This is a genomic window from Streptomyces sp. TLI_171 (assembly GCF_003610255.1).
Taxonomy (GTDB): domain Bacteria; phylum Actinomycetota; class Actinomycetes; order Streptomycetales; family Streptomycetaceae; genus Kitasatospora.
This window is the reverse complement of the sequence record NZ_RAPS01000001.1, coordinates 89086-109384: the sequence shown is the minus strand read 5'-3', so window position 1 is coordinate 109384 and position 20299 is coordinate 89086. Positions and strand designations below refer to the sequence as shown.

16 protein-coding genes are annotated in these 20299 nt (G+C 72.9%); 4 read left to right on the top strand and 12 right to left on the bottom strand.

The genetic code is table 11. The annotated features are described in order from the left end of the window. Positions 1-49 precede the first annotated feature (49 nt). Positions 50-1645 (top strand): MFS transporter, encoded by a 1596-nt coding sequence (locus BX266_RS00540; RefSeq protein WP_259464460.1) that lies wholly within the window; start codon positions 50-52, stop codon positions 1643-1645. 153 nt (positions 1646-1798) lie between these two features. Here the strand turns inward: BX266_RS00540 and BX266_RS00535 are convergent, their stop codons facing one another. Further along, positions 1799-2404 carry a hypothetical protein gene (locus BX266_RS00535; RefSeq protein ID WP_143686829.1) on the bottom strand — a complete coding sequence of 202 codons (606 nt, stop codon included), beginning with the start codon at positions 2402-2404 and terminating at the stop codon, positions 1799-1801. Between the two features lie 155 nt (positions 2405-2559). Between BX266_RS00535 and BX266_RS00530 the strand changes: the two genes are divergently transcribed. Next, positions 2560-3096, top strand: a complete 537-nt coding sequence (locus BX266_RS00530; RefSeq protein ID WP_099896960.1) for a transcriptional regulator — start codon at positions 2560-2562, stop codon at positions 3094-3096. Positions 3097-3113: 17 nt separating this feature from the next. Beyond that, entirely contained in the window at positions 3114-4373 is a 1260-nt protein-coding gene (locus BX266_RS00525; protein ID WP_399171198.1) for an MFS transporter, read from the top strand. Between the two features lie 91 nt (positions 4374-4464). Here BX266_RS00525 and BX266_RS00520 read toward each other — a convergent pair whose 3' ends face one another. The 8 genes from BX266_RS00520 to BX266_RS00485 form a co-directional block, all read right to left on the bottom strand. Beyond that, positions 4465-5250, bottom strand: a complete 786-nt coding sequence (locus BX266_RS00520) for a glycoside hydrolase family 16 protein (RefSeq protein ID WP_099896958.1) — start codon at positions 5248-5250, stop codon at positions 4465-4467. A gap of 183 nt (positions 5251-5433) precedes the next feature. Next, a complete protein-coding gene (locus BX266_RS00515; RefSeq protein ID WP_099896957.1) occupies positions 5434-7128 on the bottom strand; it encodes an ABC transporter substrate-binding protein in 1695 nt (564 codons plus the stop codon). Positions 7129-7256: 128 nt separating this feature from the next. Beyond that, positions 7257-8324 carry an ABC transporter ATP-binding protein gene (locus BX266_RS00510; RefSeq protein WP_399168746.1) on the bottom strand — a complete coding sequence of 356 codons (1068 nt, stop codon included), beginning with the start codon at positions 8322-8324 and terminating at the stop codon, positions 7257-7259. Next, on the bottom strand, positions 8321-9358 hold the full coding sequence (locus tag BX266_RS00505) for an ABC transporter ATP-binding protein (RefSeq protein WP_099896956.1): 1038 nt from the start codon (positions 9356-9358) through the stop codon (positions 8321-8323). Before BX266_RS00505 ends, BX266_RS00510 begins: the two co-directional genes overlap by 4 nt. Beyond that, entirely contained in the window at positions 9355-10383 is a 1029-nt protein-coding gene (locus tag BX266_RS00500) for an ABC transporter permease (protein WP_099896955.1), read from the bottom strand. The genes BX266_RS00505 and BX266_RS00500 overlap by 4 nt, the downstream gene beginning before the upstream one ends. Positions 10384-10386: 3 nt before the next feature. After that, positions 10387-11373 carry an ABC transporter permease gene (locus BX266_RS00495; RefSeq protein ID WP_099896954.1) on the bottom strand — a complete coding sequence of 329 codons (987 nt, stop codon included), beginning with the start codon at positions 11371-11373 and terminating at the stop codon, positions 10387-10389. A 260-nt stretch (positions 11374-11633) separates the two neighbouring features. Beyond that, a complete protein-coding gene (locus BX266_RS00490) occupies positions 11634-13076 on the bottom strand; it encodes a GH1 family beta-glucosidase (protein WP_099896953.1) in 1443 nt (480 codons plus the stop codon). Between the two features lie 400 nt (positions 13077-13476). Beyond that, entirely contained in the window at positions 13477-14532 is a 1056-nt protein-coding gene (locus tag BX266_RS00485) for a LacI family DNA-binding transcriptional regulator (RefSeq protein WP_099896952.1), read from the bottom strand. 860 nt (positions 14533-15392) lie between these two features. Here BX266_RS00485 and BX266_RS00480 point away from each other — a divergent pair. After that, complete coding sequence (locus BX266_RS00480; protein WP_099896951.1) at positions 15393-16490, top strand: glycoside hydrolase family 19 protein; 1098 nt, start codon at positions 15393-15395, stop codon at positions 16488-16490. A 66-nt stretch (positions 16491-16556) separates the two neighbouring features. Here BX266_RS00480 and BX266_RS00475 read toward each other — a convergent pair whose 3' ends face one another. The 3 genes from BX266_RS00475 to BX266_RS00465 all read right to left on the bottom strand — a co-directional run bounded on the left by BX266_RS00475 (position 16557) and on the right by BX266_RS00465 (position 20263). Beyond that, complete coding sequence (locus tag BX266_RS00475; protein WP_259464459.1) at positions 16557-16745, bottom strand: helix-turn-helix transcriptional regulator; 189 nt, start codon at positions 16743-16745, stop codon at positions 16557-16559. Between the two features lie 19 nt (positions 16746-16764). Continuing rightward, positions 16765-17877, bottom strand: a complete 1113-nt coding sequence (locus BX266_RS00470; protein ID WP_099896950.1) for an aromatic ring-hydroxylating dioxygenase subunit alpha — start codon at positions 17875-17877, stop codon at positions 16765-16767. A 499-nt stretch (positions 17878-18376) separates the two neighbouring features. Next, positions 18377-20263, bottom strand: a complete 1887-nt coding sequence (locus BX266_RS00465) for an alkaline phosphatase (RefSeq protein ID WP_218969223.1) — start codon at positions 20261-20263, stop codon at positions 18377-18379. Positions 20264-20299: the final 36 nt, after the last annotated feature.

Genomic DNA, 20299 nt, shown 5'->3' with positions numbered 1-20299 from the left:
CCCGGGCAGTGTCGTCCCGGTGGCACCGGGTGACGGGAAGGGGAACGGCATGGCAGCCGGCAGCGGCGGACGGAACGGCGGCACGAACGAGCGGCTCGCCCTGGCGGGCATGCTGTTCGCGGTGGCGATGACCTTCATCGACCAGACCATCGTGTCGATCGCCGCACCGAGCATCATCCGCGAACTCGGGCTGTCGGCCGGTGCGATGCAGTGGGTGGTCAACGCCTACCTGCTGGCGCTCGCCGCGTTCTTCGCGCTCGGCGGCCGGCTGTCGGACATCCTCGGCCACAAGCGGGTGATGCTGGTCGGCACCGTGGTGTTCGTGACCGCCTCGGCGCTCTGCGGGGCGGTGCCGACCGGGAACGCGGCCGAGCCCTGGCTGATCTCCTTCCGCGCGGTACAGGGCTTCGGGGCGGCCCTGCTGTTCCCCGCCGCGCTGGCGGTGGTGGTCGAGGTCTTCCCGGTGCAGCGGCGCGGCCGGGCGCTGGCGCTGTTCTTCGGCGTGGCGGGCGGCCTGACCGCGATCGGCCCGATCCTCGGCGGCTGGCTGACCAGCTGGACCTGGCGGGCGATCTTCTGGGTGAACGTGCCGGTGGCGGTGGTCGCCCTGGTGCTGACCTTCCTCGCCCGGATCCGGAACACGCCGCGGCCCGAGCCGATCGACTGGCCCGGTGCGGTGCTCGTCGCGGCGGGCATGGGGCTGAGCGTGCTCGGCCTGCAGCAGGCCGCGGTGTGGGGCTGGGACAGCGCGGCGACCTGGGGCTGCATCGTCGGCGGCCTGGTCGTGCTGGTGCTGTTCGTGCTGGTCGAGCTGCGCAGCCGCGACCCGCTGATCACCATGCGGGTCTTCGCGGACCGGGCGTTCTCGGTCGACAACGCGGTGCTCTTCTTCGCGATGATGTCCTTCGTCCCGGTGTTCTTCTTCGCCTCGGTGTACGCGCAGGTCGCGCTCGGCTACTCGGCGAACGAGGCCGGCCTGTACCTGCTGGTGTTCTTCGCCGGGTTCGGCCCCGCCTCGCAGATCGGCGGACGGATCCTGGACCGGACCGGGGCCAAGCCGGCGATGCTGCTGGGAACCGTGGTCGGCGCGGTGGGCTTCGCGGGCTGGGCGGTGAAGATCACCGACCTGTCGCTGGGCGCGCAGTGGGCGTGGATCGTCCTCGCCGGTGTCGGGATCGGCCTGCTGCTGACACCGGCCTCCACGGACGCGGTGAACCGGGCGATCGGCCGCTCGTACGGCGAGGTCACCGGGATCACCCAGACCGTGCGGAACTACTCGGCGAGCGTGAGCCTCGCCGTTCTCGGCACCGTCCTGCTGCACACCGCGACGGACCGGATCACCGCCACCCTGGAAGGACGCGGACTCCCGGCCGCCGCGGCGCGCGGCACGGCCGAGCACATCACCAGGAGCCTCACCGGATCGAGCACCGGCGGATCCGCACCGAGCGGAACCGACCCCGGCCTGCTGGCCGCGCTCCGGGCGGACTTCGCCGCCGCGAACCGCCCGGTGCTCTACGGCATGGCCGCAGCCCTCGCAGCGGCCTTCCTCTGCGCACTGGCCCACCCGGGCACCCGGATCACCACCGAGGACGAGCCGGTCCGCCCCCACCCGACCGACGGGAACCCGGAGCACCGCGGGAGCTGACACGCCGTCGGCAGCCCACGCCCGCCCGGCCCGGCGGCTCGGGTCGCCCGGTGTCGAGCCCGGGCCGCCTGCGCGTCCGGCTCGTCGGCACCCCGCTGCCCCCGTCGTGGCCCCGGCGCGTTCGCCGCCCGGTCCCGTCGTCCGGAGGGCCGTTCAGAGAGGGGAGTACACGCGGCGCCGGACGACCAGGTCGACCTGGACGGCGGTGGCCCCGAGGAGGTCGCGCAGCTCCTGGTCGAGGGCCGCGGTGTCGGTGGTGAACGGGGGCAGCGCCGTGGGCCGGATCAGCCGGCCGTTGCTCAGCAGGACGTACAGGGTGACCCTGGCGAAGACGGGCTTCCGGCCGGGCACGGGCGACTCGGTGACGGAGTGTTCGATCCAGATCTGTCGCACGTCGGTGAGCGGACGCGGCCGGTCCGCGCGGTTGGCCCGGACGACGACCAGCGTGTCCGGGGCGGCGGCGGGGGAGAACCGCAGGCGGTGCACGTCCCGGTGGGCGCCGTAAAGGACCACGAAGGTGTTGACGACGAGTCCGAGCGCCGCGGCGATCCCGACGGCCGTCCACAGCTGCCACGGCTGCGCGTCGAGGACCAGCCCCATGACCGCGTACACCGGCAGGCCGCACGCAGCCCCCGCCACGAGTGACCCCGGCACCTCGCCGGGCCAGCGCGCGAGGGCGTGGCCGAGCGGCCCGGCGCCGTCACGGAGCACCACGTCGACCACATCGGGATTCGAACGGTCCACCCGCACCCTGCCCATGATGCAACGTTAGGCCGCCGCCTCGGCCTGTGGAAGAGCGCAGGCGCGGGTCCGGCCCGGTTCCGGCCGCCGGGCGTGCGGGGTCGTCCCGATCCGCGCCGAACGGCGACGGCAAACCCCTTGCGCAATGGTCAAGGATCGTTGACCATTGCTCTGTGCCTACCGACGACCTTCCCGAGACGTTTCACGTCACCACGGACGAACAGCTGCGCGCCGTCTCCAACCTGACGCGCCACCGGATCATGGCGGTGCTCCGCTTCGAGCCCGCGACGATCACCCAGATCGCGGCCCGGGTGGGGCTCGCGAAGGGCAGTTCCAGCTACCACGTGCGGCTGCTGGAGCGGGCCGGGCTGGTGAAGGTGGTGCGGACGCGCAAGGTGCGGGGCGTCACCGAGCGGTACTACGCGATGGCCGTCCGGTCCATCACCCTGCCGGACCCGGGCCGCGGCGGGCCGGACGTACTGATGCGCCACGCGGTCGCGGACCTGGAGGCGTCGCCGGTGGACGGGCGGCAGGTGCGGATGGCACACCTGCGGCTCACCGACGAGCAGGTCGCCGAGCTGGGCGAGCGGCTGCACGCGCTGGCGGACGAGTACCGGACACTGTCCGACCCGGCGCTGCCCGACACCTCGCTGGTCTTCGCGCTGTTCCGCCCCGCGCCGCGCGACGAGGCCGAGGAGGACGCCAAGTGACCACGAAAGCAAGCAAGTTGCCGACCGGGTTCGGACGGCTGTGGACGGCCCAGACCGTCTCCTCGCTCGGTGACGGCGTGACCCACGCCGCGCTGCCGCTGCTCGCGCTGACGCTGACCCGGGACCCGATGGCGCTCGCCGTCGTCACCGCCGCCGGAACGCTGCCCTGGCTGCTCTTCGGGATACTCGGCGGTGCGCTGGTGGACCGCTGGGACCGCCGGCGCACCATGTGGATCGCGGACGCCGCCCGGGCGGCGCTGCTCGCGACACCCGCAGCGGCCGCCGCGCTCGACCTGCTGACCATCCCGCTGCTCGCCGCCGTCGCGTTCCTGCTCGGCCTCGGCGGGCTCTTCTTCGACACCGCGGCCACGGCCTACCTGCCCGACCTGCTGCGCCGGGACCCCGAACTGCTGGAGCGCGCCAACTCCCGCCTGCGCGGCGCCCAGACGGCGATGTCCGGGTTCGCCGGCCCGCCCGCGGGCAGCGCGCTGCTCGCGCTCGGCCGCGCGGTCCCGCTGCTCACCGACGCGGTGTCGTTCCTGCTCTCCGCCCTGCTCGTCCGGAGCCTGCCCGCTACGCCGCGCCCCCGCCCGGAGGCCCGCGAGTCCCTGCTCCGCCAGGCGCGGGCCGGGGCCTCGCACGTCTTCCGGGACCGGCTGCTGCTCGGGCTCGCCCTGCGCCCGGCGGTGGGCAACGTCGCCTTCCTCGCGGTGGAGACCGTGCTCGCCCTCTTCGCCCACGACCGCCTCGGCGTCGGCGGCTTCGGCTTCGGCCTGCTGCTCACGGCGGAGGCCACCGGCGGCCTGCTCGGTGCGGCCGTCGCCTCCCGGCTCGGCCGGCGACTCGGCACCGGCACCGCCCTGACCTGCACGGCCGCCGTCGAGGGGCTGGCCATCCTCGGGCTGGCCGCCGCCCCGAACGCGTACGCGGCCGCCCTGGCGCTCGCCGTCTGCGGGGCCGCCATGGGCGCCACGATGGTGCTCGGGCCGTCCCTCCGGCAGGCGATCGTCCCGGCCCGCCTGATGGGCCGGGTCGCCTCCACCTCCCGCATGCTGGCCATGTGCGCCGCCCCGCTCGGGGCCTTCCTCGGCGGCTGGCTGGCCCGCGCCTACGATCTCCGCACCCCGCTCTTCGCTGCGGCCGGCCTCCTCCTCGCGATGACGGCCGTCACCGCGTCGATGACCACCGACCGCCGCGTCGAGGCCGCGCTGCGCGCGGCCGCCGCGCCCGAACTCCCGGAGGCGCCGGTCCGGGAGAGCACCCTCGACCCGGTCTGAGCAGCGCCCCGCCCCGCGGCCGCCCTCGCGCACCCGGAGGCGGGCGCGGGGCCCCGCGCCCGCCTCCGGGCACCTCACCGGTTCGCCGGCATCAGTACTTGGTGTACTTCATCCAGTCGTAGCGGGCGGTGAGCGGCGTGCCCGGATACGTGAACGGGTTGAGCCAGCTGTCCACCCCGGTGCCGGGCCACAGGTTGGCGATCAGCCGCATCGGGTGGGTGGGGAGGGCCCCGCGCGAGCCGTTCTCCTGGTGGACGAGCCTGCCGTCGACGAACCAGTTGACGGTGCCCTGGTTCCACCACTCGATGGCGTAGTCGTGGTACCCGGCGGAGGCGTCGAAGCCGAGGTTGATGACGGTCTCGTGGCTGCCGACGCCGTTGGTGAAGTAGTTGGTCTGGAGCTGGGTCGGGTTCTTGCCGAGGATCTCGACGTCGATCTCGTCCCAGGGCTGGTTGTCGCTCGGCCCGGTGTAGGTGAAGAAGCCGGTGACCGTGCCGGGGTTCTTCACCGCCTGCAGCCGGGCCTCGAAACGGCCGTACGAGAACAGGTCGTTGGACCGGAACTCGCCGGACGCGTACGGCTTCCCGGAGCAGCCGCCCGGGCAGGTCGCGGTGTCGAGGTTCTCGCCCATCACGCCGCCGTTGAACCAGACGTGGTCGGCGCGCCAGCCGGCGTTGAACATGCCGCCGTTGCTCCAGCCGTCCGCCTTGTGCCAGCGCCCGGTGTCGAAGGAGTTGAAGTTGTCGGTGAAGCTGCCGCCGATGGCGGCGTTGGCCGCGGGGCTGGCGATCGGGCTGACGGCCAGCGCGAGCGCGGCGAGCGGTGCGAGCAGCCAGCGACGGCCGCGGGACTGACGGGGTTGCGCGGAGCCTTGCATGGTCGGCCTCCTCGGGGCACAGGTGGGTGGGGTGCTGCCTGTGGTGCCTGTGGTGCACCGCGCGCGGGCGACGGTGGGGGCCGTCGCACCGGGCGCGGAACTCGGGGGAGGGGAAGCGCTCCCGTCCGGCGGAACCGGAAGCGCTTCCACCCGTGGGCGTGCGGCTCGCCGCCCGGCGGTGCGTCAGTCGCGCGGGGCGAGCTTGAGGATGATGTACTCGTACGCCTGGCTGTTCGGCGACGGGTTCATGTACGGGTCGCCCTCGTTCGGCCAGCCGGTGAAGTGGGTGTCGTTGTACTCGTACCAGGCCGGCCCGTAGAACACCGGCACCGCGGGCACGTCCTGCGACATGATCTGCTGCAGGCTGTGCAGCGCGGCCTGCTCGGCCGCCGGGTCGGCCGCCGTCTCGAACGCCTTCACCGCGTCCAGCGACTTCGACGGGTCGTACTTGCTGAAGTTGCCGGCCGCGACCTTGCCGGTCTCCGCGCCCATCCGCGGGTCCAGGACGTACTGCAGGCGCTGGTACGGAGTGCCGCCCTGGCCCCAGTGGATCGCCGCGTCGTACTTGCCGGTGGTGATCGCGGTGTTCCAGCTGTTGAAGTCGAAGGCGCCGTTGGCGCTGACGTCGAAGCCCAGGCCGTTCAGGTCCTTGGCCATCGCCTGCGCCGCGCACCAGTAGTCGGTGAACGAGTTGGGGTCGATGACCGTGAACTTGATCGTCCGGCCGTCCTTGGTCCACTTGCCGTCGACCTTGCTCCAGCCGGCCCCGCCGAGCAGCGCATCGACCTTGGCCGCGTCGGCCTCCGGCTTGAGATCGTCCTTCAGCGCGGGGTCCAGCGCCTTGGCGTCGTTGGGCAGCAGCAGACCGCTGGAGGAGGTGGCGGGCAGCGCGTAGTCGGTCTCGCACTGGCTGGCGTACGCCTTGCGGTTCAGGCCGGCGCTGATCGCCTGCCGGACGGCCGGGTCGGCCAGCGCCGGGGCGCTCTCGCTCTTGGTGTTGAGGAAGAGCGAGGCGGTGTTGGACGCCGGGAAGTACGGCGCGCTCTTCTGGAACAGGTGGTGGTTCTGCGGGGACTTCCCGACGAAGGTGTTCAGCACGTTGTTGATGTTGTTGCCCGCGAGGTCGATCTCGCCGGCGCTGAGCGCCAGGGTGGCCGCGTCGTTGGTGGCGTACGCGGGGAACGAGATCCGCTTGACCTTCGGGGTCTCCCGGAACTGCGGATTCACCTTGAAGGTGACGTTCTGGCTGGTGAACTTGTCCAGCAGGTACGGGCCGGTGCCGATCAGCTGGTCGGCCTTGACCACCGCGGTGGCCGGGTCCTTGATGCCCGACCAGACGTGCTCGGGCACGATCAACTGGTTCGCGATGCCGACGAAGTTCGCCTTCTGCGGGCCGTCGAAGTTCATCACCACCGTGTCGGCGTCGGGCGTCTCGATCGCGCTCGGCAGCGGCGCGCCGCCGCCGTTGGCCGCCGGGTTCGCCTTCAGCAGCTCGAAGGTGAACTTGACGTCCGCCGACGAGAACGCCTTGCCGTCGCTCCACTTGACGCCCGGGGTCAGCGACAGCTTCAGCGTCCGGTTCCCGTTCGACCACTCGTAGCCCTTCGCCAGCCACGGGATCGGCGCCTGGTCGGTCAAGGTGTTGAACTGGAACAGCGGCTCCCACACCAGCGAACGGGCGTTGGCTATGGTCACGAAGGAGTTGCCGTCGAACGGGTTGTAGTTCTCGGTGAAGGAGGGGACCGGGCTGGACTCCACCACCAGGGTGCGGTCCTTCGCGGCCTTGCCCGAGCCCGAGCCCGATCCGGAACAGGCGGTGATGCCGAGGCCGATCGCCGCGACCAGCGCGGCGGCTCTCCAAACGGTGGAACGGCTCATGGTGAAGGTGCTCCTTCTGTGGTCCGACGCCGGTGCCGACGTCGCGTCCCGGCGGTCGCACGCCGCCGGGCAGGGGTTTCGGGTGGGGGAAAAGCGCCGTACGCGGGACGTACGGGGATCGTGGGCGGCTACGCGGCGCCGTCGGCCGGCGTGGTGTCGAGCGCCTGCGCCGTGCGGTCCGGGCTCAGCAGCCAGCAGGACGCCACCTGGTCGGGACCGGCCGGCAGGGTCGGGGGTGCGGCCTGCGCGCAGACCGGCATCGCCAACGGGCACCGCGGGTGGAAACGGCAGCCGCTCGGCGGGTCGATGAGGCTCGGCGGCGCGCCGCGGCCGCTCAGCACCACCGGCGCGGTCCGGTGCGGGTCCGGCGCCGCGCTCAGCAGCAGCCGGGTGTACGGGTGCGCGGGGGAGTCGGTGATCTGCCGGGCCGGGCCGGACTCCACCACCTGCCCCGCGTACATCACCACCACCGTGTCGGCGAGGTAGCGTGCCGAGGCGATGTCGTGGGTGACGTAGAGGATCGCCAGGCGCTCGCGCTCGCGCAGCTCGTCCAGCAGGTTGAGCACCCCCAGCCTGATCGACACGTCCAGCATCGACACCGGCTCGTCCGCCAGCAGCACCCGCGGCCGCACCGCCAGGCCGCGCGCCACGGCGACCCGCTGGCGCTGCCCGCCGGACAGCTCGTGGGGGAACTTGTCGAGGTAGCGGTCGGCCGGGGTGAGGCTGACCCGCTCCAGCAACTCCGTTGCCAGCGCGCCCAGTTGCTCGCCGCGCGCCTTGCGGTGCAGCTTCAGCGGCCGCTCCAGGTGGTAGCGGACGCTGTGCACGCCGTTCAGTGAGGAGAACGGGTCCTGGAGGACCAGGTGCACCTGGCTGGTGTACGCCCGGCGCTCCCGGGCCGAGGTGCCCACCGGCTCGCCGTCCAGCAGCAGTTCACCCGAGGTCGGCACGATCAGCCGGGTCAGCAGGCGCGACAGCGTGGACTTGCCGGAACCCGACTCGCCCACCACCGCGGTGACCGTCGCCTCGGGCAGCGCCAGCGAGATGTCCTCCGCGGCCCGCACCACCCTGCGGCCGCGCAGGCCCTGGTGCACCGGGAAGTGCTTGGTCAGGCCGCGGGCCTCCAGGGCCGGCGTGCCCGGCCGCTTCGGGCCGTGCACCACGCGCGGCGCGGCGGAATCGACAGGGCTGGTCACAGGGTGCTCCCCAGGGATCGGGCCAGCGGCGCCGGCAGTTCACGGCCGTCCTCGTGCAGCCAGCACGCGGCCAGCCGCTCGGCGGAGACGCCCGCGAGCGACACGGTGGGCGGGACGTCGACGGCGCAGCGCGCCAGCGCGAACGGGCAGCGCGGATGGAACGAGCAGCCGGTCGGCAGCGCGGTCAGGGCCGGCGGCGAGCCGGGGATCCCCTCCATCCGCACCCGCTCGCCGTGCAGCGCCGGGAAGGAGTCCAACAACCCCACGGTGTACGGGTGCCGCGGACCCTCGAACAGCTCCCGGGCCGGGGCGCGTTCCAGCAGGCGCCCCGCGTACATGATCGCGACGGTGTCGGCCAGCTCGATCAGCAGCGACAGGTCGTGGGTGATGAAGACGATCGCGAAACCCAGCTCGTCCTTGAGCCGCATCAGCTCGGTGAGGATCTCGCGCTGGGTCACCACGTCCAGCGCCGTGGTCGGCTCGTCCATGATGACGATCTCCGGGTCCAGCGCCAGTGCCATCGCGATCATCACCCGCTGCCGCATGCCGCCCGACAGCTCGTGCGGGTAGCTGCGCAGCCGGTCCGCGCTGATGCCGACCAGCTTCAGCAACTCCGCCGCCCGCTCGGTGCGCTGAGCGGCGGTCAGCTGCGCGCGGTGCGCCCGCAGCGCGTCGGTCAGCTGGGCGTCGATCCTGGCCACCGGGTTCAGGGCGTGCATCGCGCTCTGGAAGACCACCGAGATCTGGTTCCAGCGCACCCGGCGCAGTTCGGCCGCGTCCGCCGCCAGCAGGTCCAGCGAGCCGTCCCGGCCGTGGAAGCGGACCTCGCCGCCGGTGATCACGCCGGGGGCGCGCAGCAGCCGGGTGACCGCGTAGGCCAGGGTGGACTTGCCGGAGCCGGACTCGCCGGCCAGCCCGAGCACCTCCCCCCGGTGCAGGGTGACGGTGGCGTCGGTGATGGCGCGCACCGCCTCGGCCCCCAGGCCGTAGTCGACGCACAGCTCGCGCACTTCGAGGATCGGCTCGCCGGTCACGACTGGGCCTCCATGCTCTCCGGGTTTCCGCCGGTCGCGGCGGACCGCACCGCCGTGGGCTCGAACTCGACTTCGGCAGAAGGCGGTTCGTCCCGCTCAGGGGTCTTCGACGACGGGCCCGCGGCCCGCAGCACCGGGGTCAGCCCCAGCCGGAAGTGGACCTTGGCGGCCCGCCCGCCGCGGGCCGAGGACAGTCGCGGGTTGGTGATCTCGTCGATGCCGAAGTTGATCAGCGCCAGCGCGATGCCCACCAGGGCCACCGCCAGCGCCGGCGGCAGGTACCACCACCAGTAGCCGTTGATCGCGGCGCCGGAGGCCTGCGCCTCGTTGAGCACCGTGCCCCAGGTCACCGAGGCCGGGCTGATCACGCCGAGCCAGGCCAGCGCGGTGTAGGTGCCGATGCCGTAGATCACCGTGAAGATGAACGCCGACGCCAGGATCGGCAGCAGGTTGGGGACCACCTCGAAGACGATGATCCGCCAGGTCCGCTCGCCGATGACCTTGGACGCCTCGACGTAGTCCTGCCCGCGCAGCGCCATCGTCTGGGCCCGCAGCACCCGCGCGCCCCAGGCCCACGCGGTGACCGCGATCACCGAGCCGATCAGCAGCGGGTCGGAGGTCTCGGCCGGCGGCAGCGGCTTCATGATCACCATCAGGATCAGCAGGCCGGGCAGCGCCAGGAAGATGTTGGTCAGCGCGGACAGCACCTCGTCCGCCAGCCCGCCCAGGTAGCCCGCCGTGACGCCGACCAGCACCGAGAGCACGTTGGCCAGCGCGCCGGCCAGGAAGGAGATCAGCAGGGTGTCGCGGCCGCCGGACAGCAGACGGGAGAACAGGTCGTGCTGCTGCTGGTCGGTGCCGAGCCAGTGCTCGGCGGAGGGCGCCAGCGGCAGGCCGCTGCTGCGGTTGGCCTGGAAGTCCGGCGAGTGCGGGGCGAGCAGCGGCCCGAACAGGGCCAGCAGGAGCAGGGCCAGCAGCAGCACCAGGCCGACGGCCACCTTGCGGGAACGGAGCATCCGGGGCATCGCTCAGGCCTCCTTGCGGGCGCGGGGATCGAGCGAGACGTAGGCGATGTCCGCGATCAGGTTGACGGCCAGCACGGTGAAGACGACGACCAGCAGGATCCCCTGCAGCAGCGGGAAGTCGCCGGTGAGGATCGCCTGGTAGATCTGCCAGCCGACGCCGGGGTAGGTGAAGACGATCTCGGTCACCAGCGAGCCGGTCACCACCAGGCTGATCGACAGCGCGAAGTTGGCGATGGTCGGCAGGATCGCGTTGCGCGCGGCCACCGCCGCCACCCGCCACGGCGCCAGGCCCTTCGCCGCGGCGACCAGGACGTAGTCCTCGTCCATCGTGGTGATCATCAGGTTGCGCATGCCGACCACCCAGCCGGCCAGCGAGGCCAGCACCACGGTCAGCACCGGCAGCGCCCCGTGCTGGACCACGCTGAGCACGAACGGGCCGTTCCAACCCGGCGTCAGATCGGCGTCCCGGCCGATGTCGTAGCCGTTCTGGTACGGGAAGAAGCCGCCGAAGAAGCCCAGCGTCATCATCACCAGGAACGCCAGGATGAAGTACGGCACCGCCTGGAAGAAGGTGGTGGCCGGGAGCAGGCTGTCCAGCAGCCCGCTGCGCTTCCAGCCGACGACGATGCCGCCGACCGTGCCGATCAGGAAGGCCAGCACGGTCGCCGTGCCCACCAGGCCGAGCGTCCACGGCAGCGAGTCGCCCAGGATGGTCGCCACCGGCGAGGACTGCGAGGTGGAGACGCCCAGGTCACCGTGGAGCAGGTGGCTCAGGTAGGTCAGGTACTGCGAGAGCAGGCTCTCGTGGCCCCCGCCGTACTGCGCCTCCAGGGCCTTGATCGCCTCCTGGTCGAGGTTGGCCGAGCGCAGCTTGGACAGCACGTTCTGCAGCGCGCTGCCGGGCAGCAGCCGGGCCAGGAAGAAGTTGGCGGTCACCGCCGCGAAGCCGGCCAGCAGGTAGAAGCCGAGACGGCGCACGATCGTTCGCATCTGCGGGCTCTCCTTCAGACCGTCCGGCGGGCCGGTGCGGACCGGCCCTGCCGCTGCGGTGGGGTGGGAAGGGGCGGTGGGACATCGGGTGTGGTCATCGTTGGCGGGACCTTGGAGCTCGGGCGGGCGTACGGGCATGGGTGCCCAACGGGCCTGCGGGCTGGGCGGATTGGCGTCGGACCGGGGAGGCGGTCCGACGTCGCCGGCCGGCGGCGCACGGTCAGGTGGCGCGCCGCCGGTCGGCGGATCAGGGGGGTGGGTCAGGGGAGGCGGGTCAGGCCGCCGCGGCGACAGGTCGCGCCGTACCAGTACGCGCTGTTCTTCGGTGTGCGGCGCTGCGAGGCGAAGTCCACGTACACCAGGCCGAAACGCTTGGCGTAGCCGTACGCCCACTCGAAGTTGTCCATCAGCGACCAGGCGAAGTACCCGGCCACCGGCACGCCGGCCTCGATCGCCTCGTGCACCGCGCCCAGGTGCTGGTGCAGGTAGGCGATCCGCTCGGTGTCGTTGACCGTGCCGTCCGGCGAGACGTAGTCCTCGCAGGCCATCCCGTTCTCGGTGATGACGATCGGCAGGCCCGGGCGCTCCCGGTGGATCCGCTCCAGCAGGTCGCGCAGACCGGACGGGTCGATGCTCCAGTTCATCGCGCTGACCTCGCCGGGCGGCTGGTGGAAGGCCACGGCCTCGGCGCCCGACCACGGGCTGTGCTCGCTGCGGCCGTGCGCGTCGTTGCGGACGCCGCCGCCCGCCGAAACCACCGCCGGGGTGTAGTAGTTGAGGCCGAGCTGGTCGATCGGGGCGCAGGCCGCCGCCAGGTCGCCCGGGCGGACCAGCGCGTCCCAGTCCACCAGGTGCGCGGTGTCCGCCAGCAGGTCCTCGGCGTAGCTGCCGCGCAGCATCGGGCCGAGGAAGACCCGGTTGCCCACCGCGTCGATCCGCCGGGCCGCGTCCAGGTCGGCCGGACTCCCGGTGAGCGGCCGGACCTGGTGCAGGTTGAGCGAGACCGACAGCTCGGCCGTGCGCGGCAGGACGGTGCGCAGCGCCGCCGCGCCCAGACCGTGCGCCAGGTTCAGGTGGTGCGCCGCCCGCAGGGCGTCGCCCGCGTCGGTGCGGCCCGGGGCGTGCACGCCGGACCCGTAGCCCAGGAAGGCCGAGCACCACGGCTCGTTCAGGGTGGTCCAGTGCCGCACCCGGTCGCCCAGCGCCTCGCCCACCAGCAGGGCGTAGTCCGCGAACCGCTCGGCGGTGGCGCGCCGCGGCCAGCCGCCCGCGTCCTCCAACTCCTGCGGCAGGTCCCAGTGGTAGAGCGTGGCCAGCGGGGTGATCCCGGCCTCCAGGAGCCCGTCCACCAGGCGCCGGTAGAAGTCCAGTCCGCGTTCCACCGCCGGGCCGCGCCCGGTCGGCTGCACCCGGGGCCAGGCCACCGAGAAGCGGTACGCGTTGAGGCCCAGGTCCTTCATCAGCGCGACGTCCTCGCGCCAGCGGTGGTAGTGGTCGGCGGCCACGTCGCCCGAGTCGCCCCGGTGCACCTTGCCGGGCGTCCGGCAGAAGGTGTCCCAGATCGACGCGCCGCGCCCGTCCTCGTTCGCCGCGCCCTCGATCTGGTACGCGGAGGTGGCGCTGCCCCACAGGAAGTCGGCGGGGAAGCGGCGGAAGTCCGCCCGGGCGGCGGAGGCGGCCGGTGGGGCCTGGACAGAAGTCATTTTGGGAGCGCTCCCATTCTGGGCGTGGTGCGAGGATGCGCTGCGTCGCCGGTCGGGCCGGGCGGCTGCTTTCGCGAGAAGATGGCGTCGGCCCGAGATCGGAAGCGCAATACTGGAAGCGCTTCCAGGGCCGTGCCGGAAGTTTCAGCTGGATGAGGGGGAGGTGTCAAGAGGATCGTCGCGGTAAACCCAAAATGACATGGAAGCGCTTCCAGTCATGCTGGGGCGCCGCCCCGTACCGCGGCGGGCCGGGCCGCATGCCAGGCGGCGCCGGGCCCGGCGGGCGCTTCCGGAACGGCTCGTCAGGCGATCGGACTCCGCTGTCGGCCCGCCCGTGATGCCGCGTCACCGCCGCGGGGCACGCCGGGCCCGGGGGATCGAGCCGGGCGGCCCGCGGCGGTCAGCGCTTCCGGCGGGTGGGGGCGGGCGCCGGAAGGGCCGTCGCCGGAGCGGACTCGCGCACGGTCAGGCGGGTGGGCAGGATCAGCGGGCTCGGGTCCTGGCCGTCGATCGCGCCGACCAGCATCCTGGCCATCTCGTGGCCCAGCGCCCGCACCGGCTGGTGCACCGTGGTCAGCGGCGGGCTGGTCGTCCTGGCGCCGGCCAGGTCGTCGAAGCCGATCACCGCCACGTCCTCGGGCACCCGCAGCCCCCGGCGGCGCAGCGCCTGCAGCGCGCCGATCGCCATGTTGTCCGAGGCGGCGAAGACCGAGTCCAACGTCGGGTGCGCGTCGAGCAGTTCGTCCATCGCCCGGGCCCCGCCCTCCACCTGGAAGTCGCCGGACGCCACGTCCAGCAGCGGGACGCCCGCCAGCAGGAGCCCTTCGGAGAAGCCCTGCTCGCGGGTCGCCGAGACCCGCTGGCCCGCCTGGCCGGTGATCATCACCGGCCGGTGCCGGCCGGTCGCCGCCAGGTGTTCGGCCGCCAGCCTGGCCCCGCCGCGGTTGTCGGCGTCCACGTACCAGCGCGGCTCCCCGGTCAGCGGCAGGCCGCCGAAGACCACCGGGACGCCGGCCTCCTCGCCCAGCCCGCCCAGCGGGTCGTCGCCGTGCAGCGGCATCAGCATCACCCCGTCCGCCCTCCGCGAGCGGACCATCTGCCGCAGCCGCTCCCGGCCGCGCGGGGTGTTGGCCAGCAGCAGGATCAGCTCCAGGTCGGACTGCTCCAGCGCGGCGCTCACGCCCACCACGACCTCGGCGAAGAACGGATCGGCGAACAGCCCCGCCTCGTCGCTGGAGGCGGCCAGCACGACCGCACCGACCTTGCGGGTGGCCAGCGCCCGGGCGGTCGGATTGGGCACGTAGCCGAGCTCCTTGACGGCCCGTTCCACCGCTTCCCGCTTGGCCCGGCTGACGTGCGGGACGTTGTTGATCACCCGCGAGGCTGCGGTGCGCGAGACGCCCGCACGCTCCGCCACTTCGTCGAGGGTCGGCATGCGCCGGGGCGACGGATCCATCGAAACTCTTGCTCCTCGGCTACACGGGGCGGCTGACCCTGCGATGATCCCACGAGTCCGGCGGCCCGGACGGCGCTCCGCAGCGGCCGGCGGCCCAGATCGGCGCCGGTCTCCGGAAACGCTTCCGGCCACCGGCCGTGCGGCGTCGGGCGATCGCCGGCCCGCATCCTCGCGCCCCGGCACCGGGACGGCCCGACCGCCGAGGCACTGCCGTCCCGTCCCCGCCTCGGCTGCCGACTCCGCCGCGGGGTCCGGCCTGTGGGAACAAGGGCGGATCCGGGTCGGCCGGGCCCGGCCCGCTGCCGTGCACCGAGGGCGGCCGAGCGGCAGGTAGCTTCCCACCCGTGTCGCGCACACCCGCCATGAGTGCCCTCAGCGAGGCAGCGCCCGCGGTTGAACCGGAGGCGCTTCCACAGTGCGCCTCGCCGACGCCGTGCCCGCCCCGGACGGCGGTTCGCACCCGCGCGCAGTCGCCGCCGGTCCGTGAGCAGGACGCCGACGCCCGCTTTCCGGTCGGCAGCTGTCACCGCGAGATCAGAAAGGTCTGGACCACAACGTCAATAGGTTCAGACCATTGCGTGACGCGCCATCAGTTCCGGTCGTCCGGAGGCGGCTTCGGGGACTGATCCGATTGCCGGATCCCGCGACGTTCTCGCTGCTCGGGGCAGATCGGTCGTACGAGGAGTAGTCGATTCGGCAATTGGCCGGGCGATCCAGGAATGACAGTAAAGGTTCCTGTCATTCCATCACTTTCCTGATGCCATTCCTCTCCTGACCTATTGACAGGTCTGGACCATTTGGAGTTGAGTGCGCGGCGGGTTCCCTGCCCTGCCCCGTCCTTCCCCCACGAGGAGTGGCACATGAACAAGCAGAAGATCGCCGCCCTGCTGGCCGGCGCGCTGGCCGCGGCCGGCCTGGCCGTGGTGGTGCCGGCCACCTCGACCGCGGCGGCGGCCTGCGCCTCGCCGTACTCGGCGTCGCAGGTCTACACCGGCGGGATGTCCGCCTCGTACAACGGTCACAACTGGAACGCCAAGTGGTGGACCCAGGGCGAGACCCCGAGCACCGGGGGCTCCGGGGTCTGGGCCGACCAGGGCGCCTGCGGCGGCGGTGGCGGCACCACGTCCAGCCCGACCCAGACCACCTGCAACCACCCGACCTGGGTGGCGGGCGCCCAGTACGCGACCGGCGCGATCGTGAAGTACGCGCCCAACGGCCAGTACTACATCGCCACGCACGACAACCCGGGCTACGACCCGACCGTCTCCACCTGGTTCTGGAGCCCCTACACCTGCACCGGCGGCAGCACCAGCTCCGGCCCGACCACCCCCAACCCGGGCGGGTTCGTGGTCTCCGAGGCCCAGTTCAACCAGATGTTCCCGGGCCGGAACTCCTTCTACACCTACTCCGGCCTGGTCACCGCGCTGAGCGCCTACCCGGCGTTCGCCAACACCGGCTCCGACACGGTGAAGAAGCAGGAGGCGGCGGCGTTCCTCGCCAACATCAGCCACGAGACCGGCGGCCTGGTGTACATCGTCGAGCAGAACACCGCGAACTACCCGCACTACTGCGACACCTCGCAGCCCTACGGCTGCCCGGCCGGCCAGTCCGCGTACTACGGCCGCGGCCCGATCCAGCTGAGCTGGAACTTCAACTACAAGGCGGCCGGCGACGCCCTGGGCATCGACCTGCTGAACAACCCGAACCTGGTGCAGACCGACGCGGCCGTCGCCTGGAAGACCGGCATCTGGTACTGGATGACCCAGAACGGCCCGGGCACCATGACCCCGCACAACGCGATGGTCAACGGCAACGGCTTCGGCGAGACCATCCGCTCCATCAACGGCTCGATCGAGTGCAACGGCGGCAACCCCGCCCAGGTCCAGAGCCGCGTCAACGCCTACACCAACTTCGCCGGCATCCTCGGCGTCCCCACCGGCAGCAACCTGAGCTGCTGACCCCGGGGCTCCCGGCGAGCCCACCCCCGACAGGGCACCCCGCCCGGGCCACCGGGCGGGGTGCCCCTATGCGAATCCCGACAGGTCCGCCAGCACCGCCGCGACGAGCTCACGGCGGCTGCGGACACCGAACTTGTCGAAAACGGCGGTCAGGTGCTCCTGCACGGTGTTGGCGGAGATGTGGAGCTCGTCGACCACTTCGCGGGTGGAGCGACCCCGGACGACCAGGGCCGCGACGCGGGTCTGCGCGTCCAATCCGGCATCTTCGGCCGGCTCAGGGCCGGGCGGGCTGCGCGCGGTCCGCGGCGGGGGGCTCCGGCCGGACGGCCGGTGCGGCCGGGTCCAGCGGTACGCCGTTGCGCCGCAGCACGTCGCGGACGTCGAGGATGAGCGGGAACACCTCGTGGTTGCGGTCCTCGCCCTGCTCGTCCCAGGCGCGCTGCTCGGCCTCGACCGCCATGCGGTCCTGGGCGAAGACGCGTTCGGTGAAGCGGCGGATGAGCGGCCAGGCGAGGTGCAGCGCCCCCGGGAGCGCCGGCTTGGCGATCATCAGCAGGCCGTACGCGTGGTTGACGCGCTGCTCGGCGTCCTCCGGAACGTAGGCGGCCCACAGGGAGAACGCGGGGAGGCCGGTGCTCTCGGGGACGTCGCGCAGGGTCTGGTACGGGTACTCGGTGCGGATGGTGATGACGTCGGGCGAGTTCCGGTCGCCGAGGCGCTCCGCGGAGAGCAGGCCCGCGCCGCGGTCCTTCCGCCCGCCGGCGGGCACGAAACGGTAGCGCGCCTCGACGTGGCGGGCGCCGCTGTCGTACCCGAGGAGCTCGGGCCGGATCATGCCGAGGACGCTGCGGTGCAGGAACTGGTGGTTCATGTCGAGGAGGTTCTCGTGCATGAACGAGTAGTGGCACCGCACCGTGCGGGAGAAGGTCATCGTCCGGTGCGTGGCCGCGTCGTACTCGGGCAGCTGCGGGAACGGGGCCGCCTCGGCCAGGGCCGGATCGCCGGGAAAGACGAACACCAGGCCGTACGCCTCGCGGACGGGGTAGGCACGGACACCGCGCGGCGGCCGTTCGCACCCCTTCGGCAGGTACGGGATCTGGGAGATGCGGCCGTCGCCCCGGTAGGCCCAGGCGTGGTAGCAGCAGCGCAGGATCTCGCCCTCGACCACGCCCATGCTCAGCGGCACCTGGCGGTGCGCACAGCGGTCCTCCAGCGCGTGAACGGTTCCACTGGCGGTGCGGTACAGGGCGATCCGCTGACCGGCGAAGACGGCGGCGAAGGTGCGGCCCCGCCGCACCCTGCGCGACTTCGCCACCGGGTACCAGTGGTCCGGGGAGATGCCGACCCGCCGGAGGTCGGGGGCCGGAACGGTCAGGGCCTCGCTCATCGGGGGTGCTCCCTGGGGCTCGGGGCGGCAGGACTCCACCCCACCGTTACGGCGGGCACCCCGATCGGCAACCGCGCCACCGACCGCCGGGCAGCCGGGCGCCACGGCGGGAGGCGGCCGTCACCGGACGGATGGCGGGTCGGCTCCGTTCCCGCCGCGAGCCCCGCCAGCTGGGACGACGGCGCCCCAGCGGCGCGTCCGCCGCCGGGCCCGTTCCCCGGACGCCCGCGCGGCTCGCGGACGCGCGCCGCGCCGACCCCGGATACCCGATCCGGGTGATGCGCCCGTCGGCTCCGCACTCCGCGAAGGACGATGCCCGACGAGGGGACCGCAGCGTCGCCAGCAGGAGCAGTAGCACTGTCGAGCGCCCCCGCCGGGGCGGCGGAGCTCCGTGCATGACAGAGCGTCACATTCCTGGGCCTGCCGCCGGCCCGACCGGCCGAGGACGGGTGCGGTGACGGTCCACGCCGGCGGGCGTGGACCGTCACCGGGGGCGGGGTCAGGCCGGGTTGTCGGCGCGGGGGCCCACGGGGGTGTCGGTCCGGGAGAGGGTGCGGGTGCCCTTGGCGGTGACCCAGCTGGTGCTGTAGGTCGGGACGGCGGCCGGGACCACGCGGGGGTCGGGCTGGGCGGTGGTGGGGACCGGAGTGAGGTAGAAGTCCGCCTGGACGCGCTCCTCGGTGACGTCCAGGACGGAGAAGCCGTGGCCGACGCCGTCGAGGTAGCGGACCCACGGGTTGACCTGGCGGGAGGAGGCGATGAGCTGCTTCACGGTGGCCACCACCTGCTCGGGGGTGACCGCGGGGTTCCGGGCCTGGAGCATCGGGGCGACCTGCTCGTAGAACCCGTCCGAGGTGACGGACGGCGTCACGAACTCGACGGCCGCCGAGGTGTAGGCGGTCGTGCCGGGCGCGGTGGCCGCGGCGGTGGAGGGGATCTCGGTCGCCCAGGAGGAGTGGATGTCACCGGTGAGGACGACGACGTCGCCGGGCGATGCGGCGTAGGCGGCCGTGATCGCGGCCTGGTCGGCCTGGTAGCCGTCCCACTGGTCGGAGTTGACCAGGAGGGTGCTGTCCGGCAGCGGGCCGCCGTTGCTCTTGATCGCCGAGGGGGCCAGGGCGGCGGCGGGGAAGCGGACCGGCGCCTGCACGACCTGGTTGCCGATGAGGTGCCAGCCGTCGTCGGCCTTGAGCCCCTCCTTGAGCCACGCGAGCTGCTCGGGCTCCGGAAGGTGCCGGGACGGGTCGGCGAGCGCGGCGTCGGTCCGCTCGGTGAGCCCGGGGAGGGCGGTCGGGACGAAGCCGCCGCCCGCGGTGGTGAACCCCGGGAAGTCGACCTGGCGGCTGCGGTTCTGACGCGTCTCCAGGATGGAGAGCGAGCCGAGCGTGCCGAAGGTGAAGCGGCGGAAGAAGCGGGTCCCCCGGTGCGGAACCCGCTGGCTCTGCTCGGGCAGGCGGAACGGCATCCACTCCAGGTACGCCCGGTACGCGGCCCTGCGGCGTTCCTGGAACTGCGCGGCGGTGGTGCCCGCCGGCTGGTTCTCGGCGCCCGAGTCCCAGGCGTTGTTGGCGACCTCGTGGTCGTCGAAGATCGTGATCCACGGGTGGGCGAGGTGCGCGGCCCGGGCGTCGGGGTCGGCCTTGTGGATGGCGTGGCGCAGCCGGTAGTCGGTGAGCGTCAGCAGGGCGTTCGCCGGCTCCGCGTCGCGGACGCCGACGAGGGCGGCCGGGCCGTAGCGGCCGTCCGGGTGGGAGCCGTCCGAGACCGGGCCGTTGGGGTACTCGTAGATGTAGTCACCCAGGTGGAGGACGAAGTCCAGGTCGTCGCGGGCGGCGATCTGGCGGTAGGCGGTGAAGTAGCCGCCGGTGTAGTTGGAGCAGGTGACCAGGGCGAAGCGCAGGGCGTGCGCCCGGCCGGGGACGTCCGGGGCGGTCCGGGTGCGCCCGACGGGGCTGGTCTCGCCCGCGGCCTTGAACCGGTAGAAGTACTGGGTGTACGGGTGCAGCCCGGTGACGTCGACCTTGACCGTGTGGTCGCTGTCCGGGTGGGTGAAGCAGCTGCCGTGCTCGGCGATCCGGTGGAAGTGGCGGTCGTACGCCAGCTCCCAGGTCACGTGCGTGCGCTCGCCGAGGCCGCTGCCGGGGGTCGCGACCGCGTCCTTCGGGCTCTTGCGGGGCGGGGTCACCCGGGTCCAGATGACGACCGCGGTGCCGGTCGGGTCACCGCTGGCGACGCCGTAGCCGAACACGCCCTTGTGCGCGGGGGCGGCGGCCGCCTCGGCGTCGAAGGAACGGCTGGAGAAGGTGAAGGCCAGGGCGCCTGCCGTGGCGGCGGCGCCCTTGAGTGCGGTGCGGCGGCCCATGGCACCGTGCGAGGAAGGAGTCACCAGCGGAACCTGCCAGCGGCGGGTGAACGCAGGCTC

Excerpts from the sequence above, each read along its gene's own strand:
- BX266_RS00540 (WP_259464460.1), top strand. The coding sequence starts at position 50 with ATGGCAGCCGGCAGCGGCGGACGGAACGGCGGCACGAACGAGCGGCTC.
- BX266_RS00535 (WP_143686829.1), bottom strand. The coding sequence starts at position 2,404 with ATGGGCAGGGTGCGGGTGGACCGTTCGAATCCCGATGTGGTCGACGTG.
- BX266_RS00520 (WP_099896958.1), bottom strand. The coding sequence starts at position 5,250 with ATGCAAGGCTCCGCGCAACCCCGTCAGTCCCGCGGCCGTCGCTGGCTG.
- BX266_RS00515 (WP_099896957.1), bottom strand. The coding sequence starts at position 7,128 with ATGAGCCGTTCCACCGTTTGGAGAGCCGCCGCGCTGGTCGCGGCGATC.
- BX266_RS00500 (WP_099896955.1), bottom strand. The coding sequence starts at position 10,383 with ATGCCCCGGATGCTCCGTTCCCGCAAGGTGGCCGTCGGCCTGGTGCTG.
- BX266_RS00495 (WP_099896954.1), bottom strand. The coding sequence starts at position 11,373 with ATGCGAACGATCGTGCGCCGTCTCGGCTTCTACCTGCTGGCCGGCTTC.
- BX266_RS00490 (WP_099896953.1), bottom strand. The coding sequence starts at position 13,076 with ATGACTTCTGTCCAGGCCCCACCGGCCGCCTCCGCCGCCCGGGCGGAC.
- BX266_RS00485 (WP_099896952.1), bottom strand. The coding sequence starts at position 14,532 with ATGGATCCGTCGCCCCGGCGCATGCCGACCCTCGACGAAGTGGCGGAG.
- BX266_RS00480 (WP_099896951.1), top strand. The coding sequence starts at position 15,393 with ATGAACAAGCAGAAGATCGCCGCCCTGCTGGCCGGCGCGCTGGCCGCG.
- BX266_RS00470 (WP_099896950.1), bottom strand. The coding sequence starts at position 17,877 with ATGAGCGAGGCCCTGACCGTTCCGGCCCCCGACCTCCGGCGGGTCGGC.